We start from the raw sequence: 24,733 nt of genomic DNA, 5'->3' as shown, positions 1-24,733 counted from the left end.
GTAACACCGGGGTTGGGGGATGGCAACAGCCTGGAGCGGTCCGGATGGGCTCAGCGACCGGCCAGACGGCGGTACAGGGCGGCGTAAGCATCGACCATGGCCTGGATGGAATAGCGGTCGATGATGCGTTGTCTGGCGGCCCGGCCCAAGGCGGCGCGCTCATCCGCGGGGAGCGCGGCCAGGGAAGCCAGGGCGTCGCCCAGGGCCTCGGCATCGCCCACAGGGGCCACCCGGCCGGTATCGCCCACCAGGCGGGCGGTGTCCCCGGCGTCGGTCACGGCGCAGGGCAATTCGGCGGCCATGGCCTCGCCCACCACGTTGGGCAGACCTTCGCTGCGGGAGGACAGGGCGAAGGCGTCCAGGCCGGCCAAAATTCGCTCCACGTCGCGGCGTGGACCGAGGAAGCTGCAGCGGGAGGCGTTGTCCTGGAAGAGGTTGATTGCGGGGTCGTCCGGGCCGAGGCCGCTGCCTGCCAGCACCAGCCGCAGTCGGGGGTTGGAAGCGGCGGCCCGGTTGAATGCGGCAGCCAGACAGGGCAGGTCCTTCATGGGGTCGTCGCGGCCTATCCAGCCCACCAGCACGTCGTCGTCCGCCGCGCCCAACTCGGCTCGCACCGCCGCCCTGGCTTCGGGGTCCGGACGGTATCTGCCGGTGTCGAACCCGCCGGGGATGATCTCGTAGTCACGGTCCGCGTAGCCGAGGCCCTGGTGGACCTCCACCGCCTTGCGGGAGTTCGTGGCCACGGCCCCCGGCCGGGAGGAAAGCAGGGCCAGGGAGCGCACCACCATGCGGGTCAGGCGGGAGTACCTGCTCAGGTCCATGTCCGAGCAGCGGATGTTCCAGGCCACGGGGATTCGAAGCATTCCCCCGCCACCAGTCCAAGGAAGTCGGCGTGGTAGAGCCAGGTTTGCAGCACGTGCGGCCGCTCGGCCCGCAGCAGGCGCAGCAGGCGCGGCATGCCCAGCGGGGCCACCACGCCCCGGGAGAGGCGCAAGCTGTCCACGGGTGCGCCGGCTCGCCGCACGTCCTCGGCCACCACGCCGGGCGGCAGCAGGCAGATGACGCGGTGGGAAAAAGCGCCCGGGTCCATGGAGGCCAGCAGCTTGGCCAGGGAGGCCTCGGCCCCGCCCTGGTCCAGGGAGGTAATGAGGTGCGTGACGCGCACCGGCTCAGCCACGGCGCTCCTCCAGCCAAGCCTGGAACATGAGCACGTTCCACAGCAGGGAGGCGCGGGAGGTGTCGCACTCCTTGAAACCGGACCACAGGGAGCGCACCCCCTGGGTGTCCAGCAGGCCGTGGGACAGGGCGTTCGGGGAAAGCAAGTCCTCGGCCCAGGGTTTCAGCTCCCCGCCCAGCCACTCGGGCAGGGGCACGCCGAAGCCCTGCTTGGGGCGGGTGGTCAGCTCCGGGGGCAGCAGGTCGGCCAGCACGTCCTTGAGCACGGCCTTGCCGCCGCCCTCCACGTCCAGGTTCAAATCCGGCGGCAGGGAGGCGGCCAGCTCCACCAGCCGGTGGTCCAGAAGCGGCACCCGCGCCTCCAGGCCGCAGCCCATGGAGGCGCGGTCGGTCTTGGTCAGGATGTCGCCCGGCAGGTAGGTGCCCACGTCCCACAAACTCATACGGCGGTAGCGGTCCAGCCCGGCGGGGTTCCAGGCCGGGTCGGTCAGGGGGGTGGGCGGCTCGGAGCCGCCGGGCACCAAGCGGGCGGGTTCGGGCTCGTGGGAGACCAGGTCGCGGTAGAAGGCCTTGAAGTCACGGGAGGCCAGCAGCCCGGCCCGCCAGCGCAGCTTGCGGCCCCGCTCCCCGGCCAGGTTGAAGCAGGCCCCTGGCCAGGCCTTGCACAGGGTGGCGGCCGCCAGGCGCAGGGGGCGGGGAAAACGCTCCACGTGCTCGAAATGGCGGGCCCAGAAATAGCGGGCGTAGCCAAGGAAAAGTTCGTCCCCGCCGTCCCCGGCCAGGGCCACGGTGACGTGCTCCCTCGCCAGCCGCGAGACCAGCAGGGTGGGGGCCTGGGAGGCGTCGGCGAAGGGCTCGTCCCAGAGCTTGGGCAGGTCCGGCACCAGCTCGCGCACGGCGGAGGGCTCCAATACCCGCTCGGTGTGGCGGCAGCCCAGGTGTTCGGCCACGGTCCGGGCGTGGGCGGACTCGTCCAGGGCGGAGTCGGAAAATCCGATGGTGAAGGTGCGCAGGGGTTCCGCGTGGTGGCGGGCGGCCAACGCGGCCACCAGGGAGGAGTCCACCCCGCCGGAGAGCAGCACGCCCACGGGCACGTCGGCCACAAGCCGCAGGCGCACCGCGTCCTCCAGGATGCGCCGGACTTCCCCGGCGGCCTCGGCCGCGTCGCCGGAGAAGGGATTCTCCAGGCCGCGTTGCCACGCCTCGCGGGCGGACCACCAGGGGCGGGGGCCGTCCACGACCACCTTGTCGCCCTCCAGCCGGGCTGTGAGCAGGTGGCCCGGTGGCAGCTTGGCCGCGTCCCGGTGGATGCAGTAGGGGTCAGGCACGTAGTTGTGCCGCAGGTACAGGGTCAGGGCGGCGGGCTCGATCTCCCGGTTGAAGGCGGGATGCTCGGCCAGGGCCTTGAGCTCCGAGCCGAAGAGGAGCTGCCCGCCCTCCCCCTTGGCGTAGAAGAGCGGCTTGACGCCCAGGCGGTCGCGCACCAGGGCCAGTTCCTTGACCCGCTCGTCCCACAGGGCGAAGGCGAACATGCCAATGCAGCGGCCCAGGGCGTCCTCCAGCCCCCAGTGCTCCACCGCCTCCAGCAGCACCTCGGTGTCCGTGCCGGTGCGGAAGGGGCCGACGCCTTCCGCCTCAAGCTCGGCGCGCAGTTCGCGGAAATTGTAGATTTCGCCGTTGTAGGCGATGCGGAAGCGGCCGGAGGCCGAGGCCATGGGCTGCGCCCCGGCCTGGGAGAGATCGAGGATGGCCAGGCGGCGGTGGCCCAGGGCGGCCGCGCCGCCGCCCCACTCGCCGCGTCCGTCCGGGCCGCGCGAGGACAGGGCGTCGGCCATGCGCCCGGCCAGGGGGGCCAGGTCGCCGCCGGAGGGGTCGAAGATGCCCGCAATGCCGCACATGGTGCCCTAGCTACCAGCCTTCCCCCGCAGCCACAACCGTACCATCGTTCAAGCCGCGAGGGTCGTCTTGAGGATGTCCGCGATGCGGTCCGCCGCATCGCCCCGGCCATACAGGGCGGGGCGTTCGCCCGACGGTTCGAACTCCGCCACCGCCCGGGCCAGCCTGTCCGGGGCCGCGCCCGCGAGGGTGTTCCAGCCCGCCTCCACCGTCTCCACCCATTCGGTCTCCTCCCGCACGGTGACGCAGGGCACGCCCAGGAAGTAGGCCTCCTTCTGCAGACCGCCGGAGTCCGTGACCAGCTTGGCCGCGCCCGAGACCAGCCGCAGCATGTCCAGGTAGCCCAGGGGATCGACGAAGCGCAGGTCGCCCCACCCCTCGGGGTCCCAGCCGGGCAGGGCCTCCATGCGGGCGCGGGTGCGGGGGTGGACCGGCAGCACCACCGGGCGGCCGCACCCGGCCAGGGCGGCGAGCGCTGCCCGCAGCCTCTTCGGATCGTCCACGTTGGCCGGGCGGTGCAGGGTGGCCGCCAGGTAGCCCTTCTCCTCCAGGCCCAAACGCTTGAGGATGGTGGACTTCTCCCTGGCACGTTTCTCGAATGCCAGCACCACGTCGTACATGGTGTCGCCCACCTGGTGCACGCCCCCGGTCACGCCTTCGGCGCGCAGGTTGGCCACGGCCGCGTCCGTGGGGCAAAAGAGCAGGTCGGAGCAGTGGTCGGTGAGGACGCGGTTGATTTCCTCCGGCATGTCGCGGTTGAAGGAGCGCAGCCCCGCCTCCACATGGGCCACGGGGATGCGCAGCTTGGCAGCGGCCAGCGCCCCGGCCAGGGTGGAGTTGGTGTCGCCATAGACCAACACCGCGCCGGGCCGGTGCGCCTGCATCTCCGACTCCAAGAGGGCCAGCATGCGGCCGGTCTGCTCGCCGTGGCCGCCGGAGCCCACGGCCAGGTTGGCCTCGGCCGGGGGGATGTCCAGCTCGTCGAAAAAGACCTGGGACATGGCGTGGTCGTAGTGCTGGCCGGTGTGCACCAGCCGCTCGGCCACGCCCGCCCGGGCCAGGGCCGCCCGCACCGGGGCGGCCTTGATGAACTGGGGCCTGGCCCCGACGACCGTCAGGACGCTCACGCGAAGTTTTCCGCGCCCTGGCGCACGGCCTGGCAGATGGTTTCGATCTGCCCGTCCTCAAGATACGGATGCATGGGCAGGCTCATGATGCGCCTGGAGACGCCCTCGCTGATGGGGAAGTCCCCTTCCCCGTAGCCCAGCCCGGCGTAGGCGGTCTGCATGTGCAGGGGTTTGGGGTAGTAGATGACCGAGGGCACCCCGGCCTCCTTGAGGTGGGCCATGAGCCCCTCGCGCGCCTGGGGGCCGGGGGTGAGCAGGGAGTACTGCGCCCAGGCCGAGAGCATGTTCTCCGGCACCGTGGGGGTGACGACGCCCTCCAGGCCCGCCATGCCCTTGGCGTAGGCCGCAGCCACCTTCTGCCGGGCCTCGATCTCGTCGTCGAAGATGTCCAGCTTGGCCAGCAGCACCGCCGCCTGCAGGGTGTCCAGCCGGCCGTTGATGCCCACGCGCACGTTCTCGTACTTGTCCCGGCCCTGGCCGTGCACCCGCACGGAGGTCAGCTTCTCGGCCAGCTCCGCGTCATCCGTGAACACGGCCCCGCCGTCGCCCCAGCAGCCCAGGGGCTTGGCCGGGAAGAAGGAGGTGGCCCCGCACAGCCCGAAGGAGCCGCAGCGGCGGTCGCCCAGGCGGCCGCCGAAGCTCTGGGCCGCGTCCTCGATGACCGCCACCCCGTGCTTCTCGCACAGGGGCAGGATGCGGTCGTAGTCCGCGGCCTGGCCAAAGAGGTCCACCGGGATGACCGCCTTGGCGGTCAGCTTGCCCGCGTTGGGCGGCAGGGTGTGGATGGAGGAGTCGTTCTGCTCCACCGCCCGGATGGCCGCTTCCAGCTTGTCCGGGTCGATGTTGAAGGTCACGGGGTCGATGTCCACGAACACGGGCGTGGCCCCTAGCAGGGAGATCACCTCGGCCGTGGCGATGAAGGTGAAGGGCGTCGTCAGCACGGCGTCGCCCGGGCCGATGTCCAGGGCCATGAGCGGCATGAGCAGGGCGTCGGTGCCCGAGGCGCAGGACACGGCGTGCTCCACGCCCACGTACTCCGCCAGCCGCTTTTCCAGTTCGTCCACTTCCGGCCCCATGACGAAGCGGCCATGCTCCAGCACGGCGTCCATGCGCCGCCTGGCCTCGGTTTCCACGCGGCGCTTCTGCGCCTGCAGGTCTATGAATGGGATCATGCGTTCTCTCCGGCGGCCGGGGCGAGGCCCTGGCCCGATTCGATGTATGCGGCCCCGCAGTCGGGGCAGGAAAGGTCCTCGTCGAGCTTGCCAGCGCAAGCGCACACCCAGCCCGCGAACCGGGCGGGGTTGCCCAGCACCTGGGCGTGGTCCGGCACGTTGCGGGTGACGACCGCGCCCGCGCCCACCATGGCGTAGCGGCCAATGGTCACGCCGCAGACCACGGTGCAGTTGGCTCCCAGGGTGGCGCCCCTGCGCACCAGGGTGGGGCGCAGTTCGTCCATGCGGCGGATGGCCGCCCGGGGGTTGAAAACATTGGTGAAAACCATGCTGGGGCCGCAGAAGACGTCCTCCTCCAGGGTCACGCCCTTGTAGATGGAGACGTTGTTCTGGATCTTGCAGCCGTTGCCCACGGTCACGTCCGGCCCGGCCACCACGTTCTGCCCCACGTTGACCCGCTCGCCCAGGCTGGTGCCGGGCAGCAGGTGCGAGAAATGCCATATTCTGGAGCCACGCCCCACGCGCACGCCGGGGTCGATGACCGCGGACTCGTGGGCGAACCACTCCCCCTCCCCGGCCTTGGCCGGGGCCAGGGGAACCCGGCAGCCGTTCCCGTTGAGGGAGCGCTGGGCGGCGTTGAGCACTCGCAGCACCCGCAGCCCCTCGCGGCCGTTGGTGTAGGGCTGCTTGCCGGTGGCCATGCACTCCAGAAAATGCTGGCACTCGGAGCGCAGCGGCTCGCCCCGGCCCACCTCCACCCGCTCCGGGTCCGCCTTCTCGGGCACGGGCACACCGCCTTCCCAGCGGATGGCGTGGGAGTAGACCCGCAGCTTGTCCTCCCAGGGCTGCACGTCGTCGAACACGGCCATCTTCTTCTCGCCCACCACCACCAGCTTCTGCTCCTTGAAGGGGTGCAGCCAGGAGACGAAGATGTGCGCCTTGAGCCCGGTGGAGAAGGCGAGATGGGTGGTGGTCACGTCGGCGATGCGCTGGTGCAGGTAGTTGCCGCCCGCGGCCATGACCTCCTCCGGATCCTCCCCGGCCAGGGCCAGGATCATGGAGATGTCGTGCGGGGCGAAGGAGAAGAGGATGTTCTCCTCGCGGCGTATCTTGCCCAGGTTGAGACGGTTGGAATAGATGTAGTCGATGCGGCCCAGCTCGCCCGAACCGGCCATCTCCTTCAGCTTCACGAAGGCCGGGTGGTAGTGCAGCAGGTGCCCTACCATGAGGATGCGCCCCCGCTCCTCGGCCAGCTCAATCAGCTCGCGGCCGTGCGCCTCCTCCAGCACCAGGGGCTTTTCCACGTAAACGTGCTTGCCAGCCAGAAGTGCCTCGCGGGCCATGTGGAAATGGCACTCCGCCGGGGTGGCGATGACCACGCCGTCCACGTCGTCCCGGCCCAGCACCTCGGACAGGGACACGGTGGTGTCGATGCCCTCGAACCGCTGGCGCATGGACTCCAGCGCGTCCGGGTTCTCATCGCAAACCAGCCGCAACGCCCCCAACTCATGGAAGTTGCGGACAAGGTTCTTCCCCCAGTATCCCGTGCCGACGACGGCTATGTTTTGTTTGTCCACTCTTTCACTCGTGTAGCTTGATTTGCGTCATGCGGTAACGCGCGGCAAAGGTGCGTTTGTACCTCCTCCGCTTGGGGGGTGGCAAGTCCGGCCGAATGTCCCTAACGAGCGCGACCACCCTTCCCGTCACTACCGCCGCCGGCAAAACTCCCGCAACAATCTTCCTGTCTTGCTCACCATTGTTTCGGTGTCGAAACCGTGCATCCGCTCCCGGGTCTTTTTCCGCACCCCTCCTCCGTCCTTTCGCAATTGTCCAATGGCGGCCTCGAGGGCCCTGGCTACTCCAGGGGCGTCCCCCACCTGAACAACAAGGGATGGATCTCCGACGATACGTGGCATGTCCCCGGCTCGGGTCACAACGCAAGGCGAGCCGCAGGCCATGGCTTCCACCACCACGTTGGGGAAGCCTTCCGAGGTGGAACACAAGCAGCAAACGTCCATAGCGGAATAGACCCCGGGCAGATCGCTCCGCTCCCCGGCGAAGACAACCTTGTCCGCAAGCCCTAGCTCCCCTGTCAACGCGCGCAACCCGTTTTCGTAAGCCACGTCACCGCCTCCGACCAGAAGAAATCGCAGGGAGTCGTCACGCGCCACCATCTCTGAAGCCGCCCTGAGAAACGTCGCATGGTCTTTGATCGGGTCCATCCTGGCCACCATGCCTACAACCATAGAATCGCCCGGAATGCCGAGCTCCGCGCGTACCGCCTCTCCTGCCGCCGGGTCGCGGCGGAAATGATCCAGGTCCACCCCGTTCTCCACCACATGCAGCCGGTCCGAAGGAAACCCCGAAGCCCGCAGGTGCTCCAGACCGGCTTGGGAGTTGACCACCACCGCGTCCGCCAGCTTGGCCAACCTGGGCTGCAGGGCATACTCCAACCGCACCACACGGTCGTAGTGGGAAAGGTCCATGTTGGCCGAGCGCACCCCCCAGACCACTCCGGGCCTGCCCGCCAATCGCGCGCCAAGACCGGCCACCAGGTTGGCCGTGCCCAGAAAGGAGTAAATCACGTCCGGTTGCTCCCGCCGCACCAAGCGGGCGAAACGCCATAGGAGCCCGGCCACGTCCCATCTGCCGCTCTTGCCAAGGTCGAACAGGGGCACATCTCCGGCCTCGCCGCGCAATTCCCCCTGGTCGTAAAAAAGGATAATTGAGGCGTCCTCCCCCATCTCCCGAAGTCTGCGGGCCAGAAGCAAAGCCTGCCGCTCCGCCCCACCCCGGTGCAGGGAGCGCAAAAGAAATAGGACCTTCACGGCCGCGCCTCCCCCGCCCGCTGGTCAAGCCAAGCCTGCAGCATGAGCACGTCCCACAGATAATAGGCGCGGTCGGCCTTGCCGGACTGGTGTTCATTCCACCAGCGCTCCACCTGGCATGGGTCGATGAGCCCCTGCCCGCGAATGGCTGTGGGGTTCAGCAGGTCTCCGGCCCATTCCTTGAGTTCGTTGCGGAGCCAGTCAGCAATGGGCACGCCGAAGCCCATCTTGGGCCTGTCCACCAGTTCCGGCGGGACGTGGCGGTACAGCACCTTGCGCAGAATGCGCTTGCCCCTGGGCGGAACCGGACGCATGGCCGGCGGCAGGCTGGCGGCGAACTCCACCACCCGGTGATCAAGCAGCGGCACCCGGACCTCCAGGGAAACCGCCATGGAGGCCCGGTCCACCTTGGCCAGGATGTCGTCAGGCAGGTAGGTGGCGAGGTCCCAGTATTGCATGGCCCGCACCGGGTCACCCAGCGCCCGCCAGTCCTCGCCTTCGTCCGTAAGAACTGTGGTCGGCTCACGGCCGCTCCGTACCAATCGCTCGGGATGCTTGGTGTGCGACACGAGATGCTTGTAGAAGGCTCGAAAATCCCGTGATCCCAGACAGTCTAGGCGGGAGGCAAGGCGGCTGTCCCGACCCAGGGCCGGGCCGAGCAGAGAGGCTGCGAGGCGAAGGCTCCCGGGAATGGCAGTCATGCGGTTCCAGAGCTTCAGGGCGGCGTAGCGCTCGTATCCGGCGAAGAGCTCGTCCCCACCATCGCCGGAAAGGCAGACGGTTACGTGCTTGCGCGCCAGCTTGCAGACCATGTACGTGGGTACCTGGGAGGAGTCGGAAAAGGGCTCGTCCCAATGCTCGGGGATGCGCGGCACCACGTCGAGCAGGTCCGAAGGGGAGCAGGTGAGTTCCGTGTGGTCCGTGCCCAGATGCCTGGCCACGGCCGCTGCCCGCTCGGCCTCGTCGTACTCTCGCTCGGCGAAACCGATGGAGTACGTATTCACCGGCCGCTGGCTTTGCTTCTGCATGAGCGCGGCCACGGCAGAGGAATCGATGCCGCCCGAAAGGAAGGCGCCCAGGGGCACGTCCGCTATCATGCGCAGACCAACGGCATCGGTGAGTATGGCCTCCAGCCTGTCGGCCGCCTCCTCCTCCGTGCCCCCAAAGGGCGCGGCCAGCCCGGCGTCCCAGACCGCCCGCGCTGACCAGTACGCGGTTTCCCCCATGTCGCGCAGACCGCCGTCCGCCAGCCGGAACGTGCGGATGGTGCCCGGGCGGAGCTTCCAGGCGGCGGAGTAGATGGAATGGGGCGCGGGGATGTAGTTGTGCCGGAAGTAGAGAGCCAGGGCGTTCGGGTCCAGGGCCGTGTCGAATCCGGGGTGCGCCGTGAGCGCCTTCAGTTCGGAGCCGAACACCAGGTCGTCCCCGGCGAACCCGGCGTAAAGCGGCTTGATGCCCAGCCGGTCCCGCACCAGGTGCAGCTCGCGCGCGGCCGCATCCCAGGCCGCGAAGGCGAACATGCCCACGCAGCGCTTGACCGCCTCCTCCACCCCCCACTGGGCGATTGCCGCCAGCAGGACCTCGGTGTCGGAATGGCCCCTGAAAGCGTGGCCCAGACTTTCCAGCTCGACCCGGATTTCGCGGTGGTTGTAGATTTCCCCGTTGTAGGCGATGACGTGGCCGCCGCAGGCCGAGACCATGGGCTGCGCACCCTGCGGGGAGAGGTCGATGACAGCCAACCGCCGCTGCCCCAGCGCCAGGCATCCGGCCGCGTCCACCCACACCCCGGAGCCGTCCGGCCCCCGGTGCGCCAGGGTCGCGGCCATGGACCGCGCCCGTTCCCGCAACCCGTCCCTTGAGCGGGGTGAGGGGGTGAGTATGCCGGTTATGCCACACATGGGAGGACGGCACGTCAGCCTTTGCCGAATTTCCCGGCGAGCACCCGGACCACGTAAGCCACTTGCTCGTCCGTGAGCCCAGGGTAAAATGGCAAGCTCATGGTGCGCCGCCCAATGGAGCAGGCATGGGGGAAGTCTTCGGGCTCGTGCTTGAGGTTCTCCCGGAACCAAGTAAGCGTATGGATGGCTCGGTAGTTCACGGCCACGCCCACGCCGTTGGCCCCCATGTGTGTCAGCAGTTCGTCCCGCATGTTCTCCGGGACGAGGACGGTGAACAGGTGGTGAGACGGCTCACCTCTGAGTTCCGGCAGCTCGACAAGCCCAGCGTCCAGCAAGCCCGCCAGGGCCTCGCTGTAGACCCCGTGCAGGCGCTTTCGTTCGGCCTGCATTTCGTCCAGCCTGGTGATTTGATCCACCATCAGGGAAGCGCGGATGTCATCGAGATTGGCCTTGTAGCCCAACTCGATCATGTCCCAGTGCTGGTAGGTACCGTGGTAGCGGTCGCTTGCCTCTTTGTTCATGCCGTGCTGCCGCAGCAGCCGCACTTGTTCGGCGAGTTCGCCATTGTTCGTGGCCAGGGCGCCGCCCTCGCCGCAGGTCAGGTTCTTGGTGGCGTAGAAGCTGTAGCAGGCGCAGTCGCCCAACTCGCCAACGTACACGCCGCCGCGGGAACTGGCCACGCAGTGGGCAGCATCCTCCACGATGGCCAGGCCATGCCGGTCGGCGATCTCCCGCAGGGCCGGCATGTCGCACATGGTGCCGTATAGGTGCACAGGCAGGATGGCGCGGGTATTCGGTGTCACCGCCTCCCTGACCCGGTCGGGGTCCAGGCAGCCGGTGGCCGGATTCACGTCCGCCAAAACGGGTGTGGCCCCGGCATGCAGAATGGCCGTGGCCGAGGCGATGAACGTCATCGGTGTGGTGATGACCTCGTCGCCCGGCCCGATTCCCAAGGCCAGCAGTGCCAAGTGCAGTGCGTCCGTGCATGAGTTCAGGGCCACCGCGTGCTCTAAGCCGGTGTACTCCGCGAAGCGTTTTTCGAACTCGCCGCACACCGGCCCGGTGGTGAGGAACACGGACTCGAGTACCCGCCGCGCATTGGCGCGGTCGGTCTCATCGAGATTGTGGCGGTAGAATTCGACCTGCATACGGACGCCGTTAGTGCAGCTCTTTCTTGCCTTCAGCGGTGATAATGGGAATCCCCCGCATCCACAACATTTTCCGCCACCACTCCTCGTTTTCCGAATACCAGCGGATCACCCTCTTGAGGCCCTCGTCCCAGTCCACGCACGGTTCCCAGCCCAGCACGTCCTTGATCTTGCCGTAATCGCAGGTATGGCGCATGACCTGGCCCGGCCTGTTCCCCACATGCACCCAGCACTGCTTGTCCGTGCACATGATAGAGGTGATGTCCTGGGCGATGGAGAGGATGGAGCGGTGCTGGCCGCTGCCAACGTTGAACACCTCGCCGACCACCTTATCCTGCGGAGCGTGCAAGGCCATGTCGATGGCCCTGCAGGTGTCGTCCGTATGGATGAAATCGCGGGAGGACTGGCCGTCGCCGTGAACACGCAGCTTTTCGTCCAGAATCACGGAAGTGACGAAGCGGGGGATGACCTTTTCCAGGTGCTGCCGCGCGCCGTAGTTGTTGAAGGGGCGGATAATGACGGCGGGGATGTTGTAGGTGGACCAGTAGGAGTACACCAGCCTGTCCGCCCCGGCCTTGGCCGCGGCGTAAGGGCTCATGGGATTGAGGGGGTGCTCCTCGTCCATGGCTCCAGATTCTGCGGTGCCGTACACCTCGCTGGTGGAGATGTGGATGAACCGCTCCACCTTGTCCTGGTACTTGCAGACCGCGTTGGCGATGGCCTGCGTGCCCAGCACGTCTGTCTCGAAGAACAGCTTGTTGTCGTAAATGGAACGAGTCACATGGCTTTCCGCCGCGAAATGGACAATGTAGTCGCTTTCGGCGACCAGGGTGCCCACCAACTCGGCGTTTAGCACGTTGCCGTTCCAGAACTGGAAGCGACCGTTGTCGAATTCCTTGCAGATGTCCACAGGCAGGTTTTCCACGGAACCCGCATAGGTGAGCGCATCAAGGACCAGGATTCTGTAGTCGGGATATTTCTCGTAGATGTAGTGGGCGAAATTGGAGCCGATGAACCCGGCCCCGCCGGTTATGAGGATGGTTTTCATTACGCTGTGTCCTTTGTTGCCGAATCTGTGGAGGAGAGGATGGAAAGGCTCTCCGGCCCGTGGTTCATGAGAAGGTCCAGCACGGAAAGATACGGCGTGAAATCTCCGTGTAACTGGTCATATACCGGGTGCTCGTAATCCTGGTAGCGGACCCGGATTTCCTCCCTTTCAAATTCCGAATCATCAATGTAGTTGCGCCCCGCCGAGCCCTCGTAGAATTCGGTGGCCCCGAAATGGCGCAGAATCCGGATCAGCCGCTGCGTGGACGCGCCCTCGATGCCCAGTTCGCTGGAGAGCACGCACTCGGTGCGGATGCCGAGCTCGCTTTGCAACCACGAGAGCACGGACATGTTCAGATCCAGCAGCAACTCCCAGCGGCGGCCCAACATTTCGAACAACGGTTCCGCATAGCGCTCGAAGTACTGGGCCTTGGCGTAATGCTGCCGGATGGTTTTCACATGCTTGTCCGCCCACGGCGTGGCGTTGTTGATTCGCACTTCCGTGAGCAGCTGGGCGCCCTTGCCTTTCGTAATGACCGGCACGGTAAGCCACTGGGGGCCGCCCGGCGTCTTGATGCGGTTGCGGTTGCGCCAGCTGCCCTTTTCGTACTGCGTATCGTCGTAGTGCACGAACACATCCGAGCGGTTCATCTGCTCGAAGTATCCCAGCCACGGCAGGTAGCTGGGCTGCAGAATGCCGACGACCTTTTCTTGGGGCTGGCTGCCGTGCTGCCTGCTCATTCCCACCCTGTTCCTGAATCCTCATTGGATGTTCGCAAGTTACGCCCGTTGCAGCGGCAACGCGTCGCCACGCCAGCCCCGAAACCACTCTTTCCGCAGGGATGGCGCGTTAGCCCCAGAGCTTTGCCAGCCACCTACCCAGTCTTCTTGAAGGAGGCGTATCCGGATTGCCAGTCCGAGCAATTGCTGCACATGTCGGGCAGTTCGTCGAACCGCCCTTCAAGGTGCATGGCGCGGTATTCGCGCAGGGTGGACTGCCACACGTCCTTGATGCTCCTGTCCACCACGCTACCGCAGTCAACCCGGCAGTGTACGTCAACTGAACACAAGGCGACGCGGCCGTCCGCGCAAATGTTGATGGTCTGCATCAGCCAGTAACAGGCCTTGCGGTCCACGTCCTCGTTGGCGGACAGGTTGTTCGCGTTCACGAGCCCCGCCCAGCTGACTTTCGGCCGGATCTTCACGTTCACGCCTTCCGCGTTCCAGAAATCGATGAAGTCCTGCACCTCGTGTTCATTGAGTTCGTCTTCAACGAACTGCACGTACAGCTCCTGCCCGGGCTTGCCGATCTCACGCAGGATGTCGCGGTAGGCAAGCACGTTGGCCACCGCTTTGTCGAAATCACCGCCCACTCGGATTTTGCCGTATGTTTCAGCAGTGGCCGCGTCGATGCCGCAGTAGAGGGCGTCCAGGCCAGCTTCGATCACGGCGCGCGCCTTCTCCGGCTTCATCTTCACGCCGTTGGTGTTGAGCACCACATCGGTCAGGCCCTTTTCCTTGGCGTAGCGGATGCGCTCCGGCATGTCGCGGCACATGAACGGATCGCCGAAGAATATCTGCCACACTCGCGCGTCAGGGTTCTCCACCGCGATTTCATCAATGAGCTTGCGGTACAGGTCCATGTCCATGAGCTGCACCTTGCGGTATTTGTCCATGTTCGGGTGATCGCACATGGAACAGCGCAGGTTGCAGGCGTTGCAGTTGTCGATGAGCAGGACCTTGGGAAACTCGGCGGCTTCCTGAATGCGGTCAGCCTTGGCGATGTCACTTTTGGGACTCATATTCACTCCGGAGAAGGGTCATGTGGGCAACGTCAACCCGTTGATTTTCTATGAGGTAATGTTCCGGCATCAGGCCGGTGGCCTTGAAGCCGAACCGTTCGTACAGCGCGATCGCACGGTGGTTCTCGGCGCCTACGTTCAGGTATATCTTGTGCAGGCCCAGCGTGTTGAATCCGAAATCCAGCATGAGCGCCAGGGCTCGGGAGCCAAGGCCGCTTCCCCACCGGGAGCTGTCTCCCACCAGAATCCAGAACTCCGCGCGGCCATGGTGGCGGTCAATGTGATAAAAACCTGTATTTCCTACGTGTTCTCCGCTGGCGGCATCTTCAATGGCGAACACCTCCCGGGTTCCGTCAGCCAGGAGGTTCTCGTACCAGCCCTGCTGGTCCGCCACGCTAACGTGGGAGACGCGGAGTATCAATCGTTTCAACACCGGATCGTTGGCCCACTCGCGGGTGCGCTCCAGATGCCTGGGTTCGATGGGCACGAGCCGTATGCTCGAATCGGAAAGCACAGAATTCATCCGGTGAAATCCTCCTACCCGGCCATCACGCGTGACGCAGCCAGACCGAAAAGCAGACCAGATTCCAGACCCGGGCGTTCAGGGATTCGTCGCCTTGGTCGAAGGCCCGCGTCAACCTGTCCAGGTAGTCGCGATTGAAAATCGATGCGGGCAGGTCTGCGAGACATTCCAGCATGAACGGCTTCAGCCCCCCGTGCATCCACGAATAGATGGGAGGCACAAAGCCCTCCTTGGGCCGGTTGACCAACTCGGGCGGCAGCAGGTCCGCCACCGCGCGCTTGAGAATGGCCTTGTTGGTCGGGGAACCCCCGTCGCCGCGGCTGATCTTGAACCGACCGGGCAACCGATTCACATATTCAACCAGCCTGTGATCCAGAAAGGGGCAGCGGACCTCAACGGAGTGGGCCATGGAGAGCCGGTCCACGAAGGGCAGGACCTGATTGGGCAAAATCTCCGCCTGGTCGGTTTCCAGCGTCCGGTTGAGCGCGTCCGACGCGGTATGGGCCGCAGCGAGCTCCGCATAGGGGTCCTTGCGTTCCGCCTCGGGAATCTGGTCCAGGAAGTCCGGCGAGAGCAGCTTTTCTCTTTCTGTCAGTGGAAAGACAGACAGGGCGTCACGCCAGACGGCTTCATCCGGGTTGGCGCGGGAGGAGAGGAAAGCGTACCCGTCCGGGTTGTCGAACGGTGCAAGGGCCTGCCGTTCATCGGGCGAAAGGTCGCCCCAGTCCCGCCAGGCGCCCATGGCCAGCAGGCGCTGCATGGGGAAGGCCATTCGATGCGGCAGGTAGCTGGCGAACAACTCGTCCGCCCCGTCCCCGGACACGGCCACTTTCACGTGCTCTTTGATGAGAATGGAGAGGAAATACGTGGAAATGCTGCCTGAGAACGGCTCGTCGAACGCGGCCAGCACCTCGGGAAGTTTTTCCGCAAACAGGTCGTAGTTGATTATGAACTCGTGGTGGTCGCTGTCGATGCGTTCGGACATCTGGCGGGCGAAGAGGATGTCGTTGGCCTTCCCCTTGAACTGCCCGGCAGCCTCGTCCTCGTAGCCCAGGCAGAAGGTCTTGACCGGGCGGTCGTGAAACCGGCTCATTAGGGTGGCCACCGCGGACGAGTCCACGCCGCCGGAAAGGTAGGCTCCGAACGGAGCGTCGCACTTCATGCGCAGCCTGACCGCGTCCTCGAAAAGGCGTCGAATCTCGGCGGCGGCCTCTTCCTCCGTTACAGTCTCCAGCGGTGAAAAATCGGCCCGCCACCATCGCTTGATCTCGATCTCACCGTCCTGCCAGACGAGCATTTGGCCCGGCTCCAGCTGGCGGATGTCGCGGTAGGCCGTGCGCGGGGCGCTGGTGTTCTTGAGCCCGAAGTACTGGAAAAGCGCGGTTGGGTCGGGCTCCCTCGAGACCCCGGGATGCAGGAGCAGCGACTTGATCTCGGAGCCGAAGACGATGTCCCGGCCGCTACGCGCCCAGTAGAGCGGCTTTTTGCCAAGCCGGTCGCGATACAGGCACAACCGTCCTCGCCGCTTGTCCCACACGGCCAGCCCGAACATGCCCCAGACGTGCTCGACCCACTCCGGTCCGTGCTCCTCGTACAGATGCACGATGGTCTCCGTGTCCGAGTGGTGAGTGCGCAGTTTGTGCCCGCGCTCGACCAGCCCGCGGCGCAAGTCTTCGAAATTGTAGATCTCCCCGTTGAACACGGCCCAGACGGTCTCGTCTTCGTTGGCGATGGGCTGCTGGCCGGATTCGATGTCCACGATGGCCAGCCTGCGCATTCCGATGGACACGCGTTCGTCGTGGTAGCACCCCTGGTCGTCCGGCCCCCGGTGCACGATGGAGGCGCACATGGAATTGAGGAGCCGGGAGTCCGGCTCGCCGGTGAACCCGGCTATGCCGCACATGATGTCCGCCCCTCGCAATCCGCGGGTCTCCCCGCCTGCGCGCTGCCCATGGGGCTGCACATGCTCCGACCCCGGCTTCGTTTACTCATCTTCATGGCTTGTTACGGTCTCAGTATTCCCTTGGGAGGGCTTTGGAACATGTTCGTGAAGCTGGCCGCGAACACTTCTTCCGAGCAGTTGTCCACTATCCATTGCCAAGCCTCGCGGCCAAGGGCATCTCGCTTGCCGGGAGTGGCCAATGTCTCGGCCATGTACCTGGCGATGTCCTCGGGGTCGACGCTGTTGTGTATCGGCGGAAAGCTCTTGTAGATGGGGACGTCGTTGGCGCTGTCGGTATGGGAAACGCAGGGGGTGGCGTTAGCCAGCGGCTCCAGCACAGCGAAGCTGAAAACGGGCGTACCGAACTGGGCCAGGCAGAAATCCGCCCCGGCGTAGTATTCATCGAGTTCACCCCGGGGCATGGGCTTGACCCAAACCACGCGCCCGGCAATGCCCAACTCCTCGATCAATCGCCTTGATTCCTCCACGTCGTTACCCTTTTCCACCAGAACTAGCCGGGTGTCCTGCTCCGGCGCCAGACGAACGAAGCGCTCGAACGCCCTGATGAGCACGTCGTTGCGCTTGTTGTCTTTGTACTCCTTGAGAAAGCCCGCCCATTCGTGTCGGGTGGCGGAGAAAACGTACCGGTCGCAGCCCAGCTTGGCACAAATTTCTGCCTTGGCTCGCCGCTTGAATTCGGCCAATTGCTCGTAGGGCATGGGCGTAAGGAAGTGCGGCAGAAAGAACAGTTCCCTTCCCGGAAAGACGTCCAAGGCCATCGGTTTCTGGTGCGGGGCGAACATGACCCGGCTCGCCAAACGGTAGGAGCGGCGCTGCCTGCGGCGCGTGCGAAAGCGGAACCCCAGGCGAAGCAGGGGCCATTTCCAGGCGGGTATGGAGGGATGGTGCACAGGGTCGAAGCAGTTCTGGTCGAGGTCCGAGCCGTACGTCCAGTAGTGGTATGGTATGCCAGCCTCGGCCAGCAGATAGGACAGATTGCCCGTGGCCAGGCAGCCCTTGATGTCCAGTTCCCCGGCCAGTTCCCTCAACTGTTTGCGGATGCCCGGCCGCGAGTCGAGTGTGTGCGCGAAGCGCCCACTCAGGTCCCAAAGAACATCCCCCACATCGTAATGGTAACGGGTGGAGTCATGCCCCGAGGCGATGGCGTCCACCGAAACGTAGAAGGTTTCGTGGCCAAGCCGGTTCAACAATTCCGCCATTTTGTAGGGGAAGCCGCCGACTTCGAAGGAGCAAAAGATCAGATAGCTCACTCTAGGAAATCCGTTTGTCGCAGTGTGGTCAGCAGCGGCCCGAAAATCTCTTCAGCGGGACGGTCCCACCAACGCATTTCCAACAGCCGTTCAATGGTGCGTTCGGAAAACCGCATTTTGATCACCTTGGCGGGCACCCCGCCGAGCACGGCGTAGGGCGGGTACTCCCCGGCGGTCACCACGCTGCCCGCCGCGACCACACTGCCGTCCCCAATGCGCGCACCGGCCAGAATCGTCACGCCGCGGCCGATCCAGACGTCGTTGCCGATGACGATTTCCCGGCCCACAAACTCCTCGTACTCACCCTGCGTCCCGTGCAGCGTGGTTTCCAGAGCGAAGTTAGCCAAGTATCGCGTATTGTGGTTTTCGGACCAGATGTAGCAATCCGGGCCAATACCGCAGAATCCTCCGACCACAATGCGTCCGAGGCCGTTCAGCGCGGTTTTCGTGTTAATGCCCGTGTACCTACCCACCGCCACGTTGTCGCCGATGGTCGCGGACTGGATGATGCACTGTTCGCCAATGTCGGCTTTCAGGCTCACCTGGCTGTCGCTGGAAACGAATGCTCTAGGGAAGTGCTTGCGATAACGCCGCCAAGCCCTGAAGCGAAAAAGGCCGGCGGGCAGAACGCCCTTGAGAATCTGCCGTCGCTCGTTGGCTTGGAGGCGTTGCAGGAATTCCGGGGTCATGTGGGGATTTGTGCGCATGAATTAAACGGTCGGATCGCTCTTTTGGGCATGAAAAGAGCGGCTTCAACCACCAAGCGTAGGCGAGACAGCCAGTCGAGGAAAATCACGTCATGCATTCTGTAGCACTTGTCTGCCGCCAGCCGATGCATTCAGACTTTCTCCGGAATGGTTCCTTGAATCTCGTCGCGCCAATGACGCAGATGTTTCCTGAGATTCTCCGCGAAGGCCCGTGCGTTGGAACGGGCGTCGCTCCGCTTGGTATCAATGCCGATATCCCCCATTGTGCCAGGGAATGAACTGCCGAAATAGGCGCGCACGGCGTTGCGTCGTCTCTGTTCGGTCGTCTCGAAGTTTTCCAGATACCGTTTGAGTTCCGAAGTGAATCCCTCTTGGAACAGATTGCTTTTGAAAATCCCAGGCAGGAAATTGTAGAAGACGTTTCCAAAGGTCACTGTCGGCTTTCCGAGCAGAAAGGCTTCCCAGCCAGCTGTCCCTGTAACAGTCACAACTGCCCTGCTGTTGCGGATGAGTTCGAACGTGCTGACCGAAGGATGGATACACTGCACGTTATACAACGATTTGAGCTTCTTATAGAAGCTAGCGGGCCGGCGCCCGAGCATGGAGGTATGGTCCTTGACGTAGATTTGTACGTCGGAAGGAACGCGCTTGGCCAACTGCACCACATACCCTTCGTGGTGGTCATAGTTGGTGCCGTACACCAAGTCGACGATCTCCGGTGTCAGGTGCAGAGGAAGATAAAAAAATGGCTCGGAAAGATCCGGCTCGCTGTTGAACAGGTTACTTCTGTTTTGCGCAAGCGCCCGCACTCTTCCTTTAACGCCATTGACAAGGTATTGGGATGGACTGTCTATATACCTGAACTCTTTATCAAAGTCATGGCGAGAATATTGGCGCAGGACGTTTGGCGACAACTGTGCCACAGCCTTGCGCGCCATAGACAGCGGGGAAAAGCTCCCCCGGGAGTTCATAATGGCGTACGGTGGCCTTTTGGGAGCGGAAACGAAATTCTCGTACCATTCATCCGCCTGCGCCCGGACGTCCTTCGGCACGGCGTCTTCGTCCCCAGCCATGAGCCGGTTGAAGAGCGTCTCCATGCCTATCTGCTGCCCCATTTTGTCAATGACGGCTATATTTAAATATCTCGCATCGATCGTCGTGATATAGGGGATATCGCGTGACAGGCAGGCTTCCTGCAAGCAATTCATGAAGTATGTCGAAACACCGGAAAGGACAAACGCGTATTCCTCGCCATCAAGTATCGTATCGAGAAATTCGAGATATGCGAGTTGCCTGTACCGCAAATCATCATAGGAAAATTCTCTCCTGAAGTGCGGATCATAATACGTGAACAATGCGCTCGTCTCTATCGAATATTTTCTTTCGATAGCCAACTGGCGGGCATCGATTTCCTCCCTGTTCATGCTTTTCAGCGTTTCGATCCGCTCCTTGTAGAATTCAACGAAATTAAAGTTGCTGTTAAATTGTCCACGCCATGACTTTTCGTAGATATCGTTCGCACATTGCATGTAGGTTACGATGTCCACCTGCATACCAAATGCTTTCTGCATAGCTTCGGCAAAAAAGAAGTTCCCTTCCCTGCCGGCCGTCATAAGTATTTTATTGCGCATTCATCCAACTCGGTGTTCTGAATTCGATACAAGTCTAGCCAAGCTCAACCCGTGACTGGTTGCGGTGTCTGGCCCCGGGCGGCGACCGTCCTTACAGGACGATGTATTCCGTCTGCTCGTTCATGCGTTGGGCGTGGGTGCTTGTACGCTCGGGGGTGGGGCGCACCGGCTCGAAATCGATGAGTTCGAGCTTGGCCGCCTCCACTCCCGGGTCGTTGACATGATTCACCACCGAGTCCTTGGCCACCCACTCTCCATCCACCTTCTCCCAGATCATGGGGTCACGCATGGGGTCGACGTATTGGAGAAATTCCTCTTCGGTCATATCCGCCTCGCGCAGGAAGATATCCAGATCCCTGGGCCGGACGTGGTCGTGCCTGCCAACCATCTCAATGCCTTCCTCGCGGGTCATACGGCCGAACCGAATTTCCATGGAGGCGTCGTCTGTGGCCCTGCCATACCCGAACTTGAGGTATTTCAGGTAGTCGTGCACGCCGTTGGCGTGGATGTCCTCGAGCTTCGAGTAGATGTTGAAGGTCCGCTCGCGTGACTGGGCGGTTTCGAAGCCCAATTCGTCCACGAGAAAGCGGACCTGTTCGTAAGCGTCCCAGCGCACGAAGTTGGAGATGTAGATGCCGCGCACCCCGACCCGCTCGAGTTCTTCATCGGACGGGTAGAAGAAAGGCGCCAGATCATAGCTGGTCAGGGGGCAGTCAGGATCGTCGATGAGATCCTCGGGCTCGAACCCGCGCATGGAGTGCTCCTGCCTGACCTTTTTGGTGAATTCGACGCCGTCCTCGAGGTCGTACATGCCCACGAGGTCCTGGAATCCGTGTTCGCCCCAGATGATGAGCGGAACGTCGTGCATCACCGCGGCCTTGATGGGGAAGGTGGTGATCCCCGCGTGGTAGTGCCACGTGAGATCGCCGACCTTCTCCAGCATGTATTTCGACATGCGGATGGCCGACCCTGGGGCGGAGGTAAAACGCACAAGGTTGCAGTCCAGCCGTTTGACCATGTTGGCCAGATTCCGCATGCCCAGCGGGGTGTTGTACGTATGGTTGTAGCAGACCAGCAACGGATTGAAGCCGAACTTCTCCTTGATCAGCCACGTCTGCCAAGTGCTGTCCTTGCCTCCGGAAACGGGAATGATGCAGTCGTAGGGATTCTTTTTTTCCCTCTGCCTGGCGCTGTACTCGGCAAGAATCTCCTTGAGCTGTTCTTCCCTGTCTTCGAACGGCGTGTTCAGGCGCTGTTCGATGGACCTGCAGCCGGAACAGACACCGTGCTCGTCGAAAATGATGCCGGGACGGGCATTGGCCGGGTAAACGCAGCGCTGACAATAATCCATCACGTCTCCTCGCTATCTCGCTTTGAGGTATTTCTCGTATTGGGGGTGGCGGGGCATGTCCACCTTGTAGAAGGTGCTGGCGCGCACCGGAATACCCTGCTCCGCCATGAAATCCTTGGCCTTTTTTGTGGAGTGTTCCGTGTAGTGGAAAATGTTGCCCGCGGCCACCGCATCGGCGTGACCCTCTCGCACGCCCTCGACGAAATGCTCCCACTTGCCTACACCGCCGAAGGCGATGACGGGCACCGGGACGCTGTCCGCCACGGCGCGCACCAGGTTCAGGTCGTAACCCTGCCGGTTGCCATCGTACTCCAGGGAATTGATCATCAACTCCCCCGCTCCCAGTTCCACAACATGGGAAGCCCACTCCAGGGCGTCAAGCCCGGTTTCCATCTTGCCGTTGTCGATCATGGGTTCGTATCCGGAGGGCATGTCCTCGTTGGGCCGGCAGTCGATGGATACCACGCAGCACTGGGTACCGTAGTTGTCCGCGATCTGCCTGACCAAGACGGGATTGCGCACTGCGTTGGTGTTGACCACCACCTTGTCCGCCCCCACACGAGTCAACCTGTGCACATGCTCCAGGGAATCGACCTTGCCGCCCACGGAAAGCGGGACAAAGCACCGCTTGGAGAGGTCGTTGAGGATGTCGACGAACCGCTCCATAAAAGTGCGGGTGTAAGAAATTTCCAGGACCATAATTTCATCAACGGTCCAGGCGTTGAAGAAGTCCACGGCCGTGAAGGCGCTACCGACCATGTTGGTGCGCTTGAACTTCCGCGCCTGCACCACTTGGCCGTTGTATACGAGCAAGGAGGCGATGAGCCGATTCTTGATCATAGCTTGGTCAGGAAGGTTTCCAGGAGCTTCAGCCCGGCCAGTTGCGACTTTTCCGGATGGAACTGGGTGGCCATGATGTTGTCGCGCTCCACCGCGGCGCAGAAGGTGAGGCCGTGCTCGCACGTGGCAGCCAACGGAACGTCCGCGTTGGCGGGCGCATAGTAGCTGTGGACAAAATAGAAGGTCAACGGGGGATGCAGTTCCGACAAAAGCCGTCCCCCGTTCACGGGTTCGATGTCGTTCCACCCCATGTGCGGCACAATGGGGTGACTGGGCCCGGTGGGGAATTTTGCGCACTTGCCTGGCAGCCAGCCAAGCCCTGCGGCCTCGCCCTCCTCGCTGCCCTCGAAGAGGAACTGCAATCCCAGGCAGATGCCCAGGAAGGGTGTGTCCCCCCGCAGCACCAGTTCGCTCAGCACCTCTTCATGACCGCGTGAGCGGATGCCGCGCATGCCCGCGTCGAAGGAACCAACACCCGGCAGAACGATCTTGTCCGCTTCGCGCAGTTGCTGGCCGTTTTCCGCGATGACGATGTTCACCCTGAAGCATTCCAGGGCGTTGTAAACCGATCTGATATTGGCCAGTCCGTAATCAACCAAGGCAATGGTCTGCATGTCGCCGCCCCTCATTTCACCGCTTGACCGGCCAAGGTCGTATGCTTCCGTCCCTCGGACCTGTCCTCTGCCTTGCCGTCCTTGAGGAAAAACACGGAATCGGCGCACTTTACCAACGCCGGACGGTGCGTCACGGCCAGCACGCATGTGCTTCTGGCAAGCTCCCTGACGGTGGCCGCCAGTTCTCGCTCGGTTTGCTCGTCCAACGCGCTGGTGGCCTCGTCCAGAACCAACAGCCTGGGTTTGCGCGTCAGGGCCCTCGCGATGGCGATGCGCTGGCGCTGGCCTCCGGAAAGGATGCCGCCCCGCTCCCCCACCTGCGTGTCCAGGCCGTCGCGCATGGACATGACAAAATCGTAGGCTCCCGCGCTCTTCAGCGCGTCATGCACGTCCTCGTCCGTCAGGGTCTCGTCGCGCAGGGTGATGTTGTTGCGGATGGTGTCGTTGAACAGGAACAACTCCTGGGGCACGTAACCGATGATCGAGCGCCAAGCCTTGATGTCGATTTCTTCCAGAGGCGTGCCGTCAATCAGAACCTGCCCCTTGTCCGGAGTAACCAAGCCGATGATGATGTCCGCCATGGTGGTCTTGCCCGCCCCGGACTGCCCGGCGAGAACGGTCATGCCGATGGCCGGAACGTCCAGGTTCAGATCGGTGTACACGTCCTTACCGTCGTAGTTCTTGGCCACGGAGCTCAGGCTGATGCCCTGGGTGAGGCTCGGTTTCTCGGTGCCGGTACTTTGCTCCCTGGCCGCCACCGCGTTCTCAATGGTTCTGTGCAGTGACCAAAAGGCGCTCTCGTTCACCACCATGTTCTGATAGACCACCTGCACCGTGCCGAACCTGGTGACGATCCTGTAGAACAGAAAGACCAGCACCATGAGCTCGGACAACGCGATCTGCATGTAGGTCAGGGCGAAATACATGATCAGCGCCAGGAACACGATGAGAATGGGCTCCTGGGTGGTTGTCAGCGCGCCGCGGGCGAGGACGAACTTGCGCAGAGCCTTGTCCAACAGCCGGTTTTCCTTCTCCAGCAGTGGAGAGAGCCTACCCTCGGCGGCCATGGCCTTGAGCGACTTGAGGCCCGACAGGGCGTCAGCGAAACGGGCGGAGATGTTATTCATCAACTCGGTCTGCTGGATGCCCGCCGCCCGTGCCATTCGGATGAACCCGCTGACCGCCAGGGTGAACACTCCTCCCACAAAGAGCGACGCTATGACCACAGGCCAGGAGACCAAACACGAGGCCACGGCGTAGAACAAAATCTGGAACAGCAGGGCCGTGGCCTGGCACATGGCCCAGTAGGCCTTGGCCCCGCTGACGCTCTCGTAGCTCAGTGCGTTGGCGAAGGTGCCCACGGGCAGGTGCATGAAGTGGGACCAGCGCGTCTTGAGCAGGGACTGGATGAGATCCTGCCGCAAGTCTGTGGAGGCATTGGCCACGGCGTACCCCACCTGAATGATGGCCAGATAGGAGAAAACCGCCTTGAGCAGCATCAGCACCACGATGAAGGCCAGCAACACAGGCACTGTGGCTGGCAGGGAGAAGAAGTCCAGGATGCCGACCACGAACTGGTGCAGCGTGGAGGACTCGGACATATTTCCAGTGGCAATGGACAGAAGCGGTAGCAGACCGAGCACGCCGATACCGTCCAGCATGCCCGCCACAAACTGCGCGACCAACACCAGCGTGGTGCCCAGAGGATACTTCCTGTAAAAGTAGAGGAAGCACTGTATGCTGCTTTTGGCAATCATTTC

21 protein-coding genes are annotated in these 24,733 nt (G+C 63.6%); all 21 read right to left on the bottom strand.

Going from position 1 to position 24,733, the window contains the following annotated elements:
• Window positions 1-50 precede the first annotated feature (50 nt).
• The gene (locus N911_RS16935) at window positions 51-863 is read right to left on the bottom strand and encodes a glycosyltransferase (RefSeq protein ID WP_138774383.1); all 813 of its coding nucleotides are present in this window, start codon (window positions 861-863) and stop codon (window positions 51-53) included.
• A complete protein-coding gene (locus N911_RS17630; RefSeq protein WP_051694197.1) occupies window positions 812-1,177 on the bottom strand; it encodes a glycosyltransferase family protein in 366 nt (121 codons plus the stop codon). The genes N911_RS16935 and N911_RS17630 overlap by 52 nt, the downstream gene beginning before the upstream one ends.
• The gene (gene asnB, locus N911_RS0110715; RefSeq protein ID WP_029896993.1) at window positions 1,170-3,074 is read right to left on the bottom strand and encodes an asparagine synthase (glutamine-hydrolyzing); all 1,905 of its coding nucleotides are present in this window, start codon (window positions 3,072-3,074) and stop codon (window positions 1,170-1,172) included. Before asnB (N911_RS0110715) ends, N911_RS17630 begins: the two co-directional genes overlap by 8 nt.
• Before the next feature lie 48 nt (window positions 3,075-3,122).
• Window positions 3,123-4,199: a non-hydrolyzing UDP-N-acetylglucosamine 2-epimerase gene (wecB, locus tag N911_RS0110710; protein ID WP_029896991.1), complete on the bottom strand. Its 1,077-nt coding sequence runs from the start codon at window positions 4,197-4,199 to the stop codon at window positions 3,123-3,125.
• The gene (locus N911_RS0110705) at window positions 4,196-5,371 is read right to left on the bottom strand and encodes a DegT/DnrJ/EryC1/StrS family aminotransferase (protein WP_029896989.1); all 1,176 of its coding nucleotides are present in this window, start codon (window positions 5,369-5,371) and stop codon (window positions 4,196-4,198) included. The genes wecB and N911_RS0110705 overlap by 4 nt, the downstream gene beginning before the upstream one ends.
• Window positions 5,368-6,948, bottom strand: coding sequence for a Gfo/Idh/MocA family oxidoreductase (locus tag N911_RS19015; RefSeq protein WP_029896987.1), 1,581 nt, complete (start codon window positions 6,946-6,948; stop codon window positions 5,368-5,370). Before N911_RS19015 ends, N911_RS0110705 begins: the two co-directional genes overlap by 4 nt.
• A 129-nt stretch (window positions 6,949-7,077) precedes the next feature.
• Complete coding sequence (locus tag N911_RS0110695) at window positions 7,078-8,199, bottom strand: glycosyltransferase (RefSeq protein WP_029896985.1); 1,122 nt, start codon at window positions 8,197-8,199, stop codon at window positions 7,078-7,080.
• Window positions 8,196-10,097: an asparagine synthase (glutamine-hydrolyzing) gene (gene asnB, locus N911_RS0110690; protein ID WP_029896982.1), complete on the bottom strand. Its 1,902-nt coding sequence runs from the start codon at window positions 10,095-10,097 to the stop codon at window positions 8,196-8,198. Before asnB (N911_RS0110690) ends, N911_RS0110695 begins: the two co-directional genes overlap by 4 nt.
• A gap of 14 nt (window positions 10,098-10,111) precedes the next feature.
• A complete protein-coding gene (locus N911_RS0110685) occupies window positions 10,112-11,245 on the bottom strand; it encodes a DegT/DnrJ/EryC1/StrS family aminotransferase (RefSeq protein ID WP_051694196.1) in 1,134 nt (377 codons plus the stop codon).
• A 10-nt stretch (window positions 11,246-11,255) separates the two neighbouring features.
• A complete protein-coding gene (locus tag N911_RS0110680) occupies window positions 11,256-12,293 on the bottom strand; it encodes a dTDP-glucose 4,6-dehydratase (RefSeq protein ID WP_029896978.1) in 1,038 nt (345 codons plus the stop codon).
• Entirely contained in the window at window positions 12,293-13,033 is a 741-nt protein-coding gene (locus N911_RS0110675) for a WbqC family protein (protein ID WP_051694194.1), read from the bottom strand. Before N911_RS0110675 ends, N911_RS0110680 begins: the two co-directional genes overlap by 1 nt.
• Window positions 13,034-13,167: 134 nt before the next feature.
• Window positions 13,168-14,094 (bottom strand): radical SAM/SPASM domain-containing protein, encoded by a 927-nt coding sequence (locus tag N911_RS0110670; RefSeq protein WP_029896974.1) that lies wholly within the window; start codon window positions 14,092-14,094, stop codon window positions 13,168-13,170.
• Window positions 14,078-14,581 (bottom strand): GNAT family N-acetyltransferase, encoded by a 504-nt coding sequence (locus tag N911_RS0110665; protein ID WP_161781620.1) that lies wholly within the window; start codon window positions 14,579-14,581, stop codon window positions 14,078-14,080. The genes N911_RS0110670 and N911_RS0110665 overlap by 17 nt, the downstream gene beginning before the upstream one ends.
• 61 nt (window positions 14,582-14,642) lie before the next feature.
• On the bottom strand, window positions 14,643-16,520 hold the full coding sequence (gene asnB / locus N911_RS0110660) for an asparagine synthase (glutamine-hydrolyzing) (RefSeq protein ID WP_051694191.1): 1,878 nt from the start codon (window positions 16,518-16,520) through the stop codon (window positions 14,643-14,645).
• Window positions 16,521-16,621: 101 nt separating this feature from the next.
• Entirely contained in the window at window positions 16,622-17,830 is a 1,209-nt protein-coding gene (locus N911_RS0110655; protein WP_029896967.1) for a glycosyltransferase, read from the bottom strand.
• Window positions 17,827-18,519: a CatB-related O-acetyltransferase gene (locus N911_RS17625; protein ID WP_138774382.1), complete on the bottom strand. Its 693-nt coding sequence runs from the start codon at window positions 18,517-18,519 to the stop codon at window positions 17,827-17,829. Before N911_RS17625 ends, N911_RS0110655 begins: the two co-directional genes overlap by 4 nt.
• A gap of 149 nt (window positions 18,520-18,668) precedes the next feature.
• Window positions 18,669-20,168, bottom strand: a complete 1,500-nt coding sequence (locus tag N911_RS0110645; RefSeq protein WP_029896963.1) for a capsular polysaccharide export protein, LipB/KpsS family — start codon at window positions 20,166-20,168, stop codon at window positions 18,669-18,671.
• Window positions 20,169-20,259: 91 nt separating this feature from the next.
• Window positions 20,260-21,519 (bottom strand): N-acetyl sugar amidotransferase, encoded by a 1,260-nt coding sequence (locus N911_RS0110640; protein WP_029896962.1) that lies wholly within the window; start codon window positions 21,517-21,519, stop codon window positions 20,260-20,262.
• 12 nt (window positions 21,520-21,531) lie between these two features.
• Entirely contained in the window at window positions 21,532-22,359 is an 828-nt protein-coding gene (gene hisF, locus N911_RS0110635) for an imidazole glycerol phosphate synthase subunit HisF (protein ID WP_081859164.1), read from the bottom strand.
• Window positions 22,356-22,973 (bottom strand): imidazole glycerol phosphate synthase subunit HisH, encoded by a 618-nt coding sequence (hisH, locus tag N911_RS0110630; RefSeq protein WP_029896958.1) that lies wholly within the window; start codon window positions 22,971-22,973, stop codon window positions 22,356-22,358. Before hisH ends, hisF begins: the two co-directional genes overlap by 4 nt.
• A gap of 11 nt (window positions 22,974-22,984) precedes the next feature.
• The gene (locus N911_RS0110625; protein ID WP_161781619.1) at window positions 22,985-24,658 is read right to left on the bottom strand and encodes an ABC transporter ATP-binding protein; all 1,674 of its coding nucleotides are present in this window, start codon (window positions 24,656-24,658) and stop codon (window positions 22,985-22,987) included.
• Window positions 24,659-24,733 lie beyond the last annotated feature (75 nt).

Source organism: Desulfohalovibrio reitneri, from assembly GCF_000711295.1.
GTDB lineage: Bacteria > Desulfobacterota > Desulfovibrionia > Desulfovibrionales > Desulfovibrionaceae > Desulfohalovibrio > Desulfohalovibrio reitneri.
The sequence above is the reverse complement of the archived record's forward strand: the minus strand, read 5'-3'. Positions and strand labels throughout refer to the sequence as shown.

What these genes read in the sequence shown, in the direction of transcription:
- N911_RS0110705 (WP_029896989.1), bottom strand. Translation starts at nt 5,371, where the DNA reads ATGATCCCATTCATAGACCTGCAGGCGCAGAAGCGCCGCGTGGAAACC.
- asnB (WP_051694191.1), bottom strand. Translation starts at nt 16,520, where the DNA reads ATGTGCGGCATAGCCGGGTTCACCGGCGAGCCGGACTCCCGGCTCCTC.
- hisF (WP_081859164.1), bottom strand. Translation starts at nt 22,359, where the DNA reads ATGATCAAGAATCGGCTCATCGCCTCCTTGCTCGTATACAACGGCCAA.
- N911_RS0110670 (WP_029896974.1), bottom strand. Translation starts at nt 14,094, where the DNA reads ATGAGTCCCAAAAGTGACATCGCCAAGGCTGACCGCATTCAGGAAGCC.
- N911_RS0110680 (WP_029896978.1), bottom strand. Translation starts at nt 12,293, where the DNA reads ATGAAAACCATCCTCATAACCGGCGGGGCCGGGTTCATCGGCTCCAAT.
- N911_RS17625 (WP_138774382.1), bottom strand. Translation starts at nt 18,519, where the DNA reads ATGACCCCGGAATTCCTGCAACGCCTCCAAGCCAACGAGCGACGGCAG.
- hisH (WP_029896958.1), bottom strand. Translation starts at nt 22,973, where the DNA reads ATGCAGACCATTGCCTTGGTTGATTACGGACTGGCCAATATCAGATCG.
- N911_RS16935 (WP_138774383.1), bottom strand. Translation starts at nt 863, where the DNA reads ATGCTTCGAATCCCCGTGGCCTGGAACATCCGCTGCTCGGACATGGAC.
- N911_RS0110675 (WP_051694194.1), bottom strand. Translation starts at nt 13,033, where the DNA reads ATGAGCAGGCAGCACGGCAGCCAGCCCCAAGAAAAGGTCGTCGGCATT.
- N911_RS0110640 (WP_029896962.1), bottom strand. Translation starts at nt 21,519, where the DNA reads ATGGATTATTGTCAGCGCTGCGTTTACCCGGCCAATGCCCGTCCCGGC.
- N911_RS0110645 (WP_029896963.1), bottom strand. Translation starts at nt 20,168, where the DNA reads ATGCGCAATAAAATACTTATGACGGCCGGCAGGGAAGGGAACTTCTTT.
- asnB (WP_029896982.1), bottom strand. Translation starts at nt 10,097, where the DNA reads ATGTGTGGCATAACCGGCATACTCACCCCCTCACCCCGCTCAAGGGAC.
- asnB (WP_029896993.1), bottom strand. Translation starts at nt 3,074, where the DNA reads ATGTGCGGCATTGCGGGCATCTTCGACCCCTCCGGCGGCGACCTGGCC.
- N911_RS0110685 (WP_051694196.1), bottom strand. Translation starts at nt 11,245, where the DNA reads ATGCAGGTCGAATTCTACCGCCACAATCTCGATGAGACCGACCGCGCC.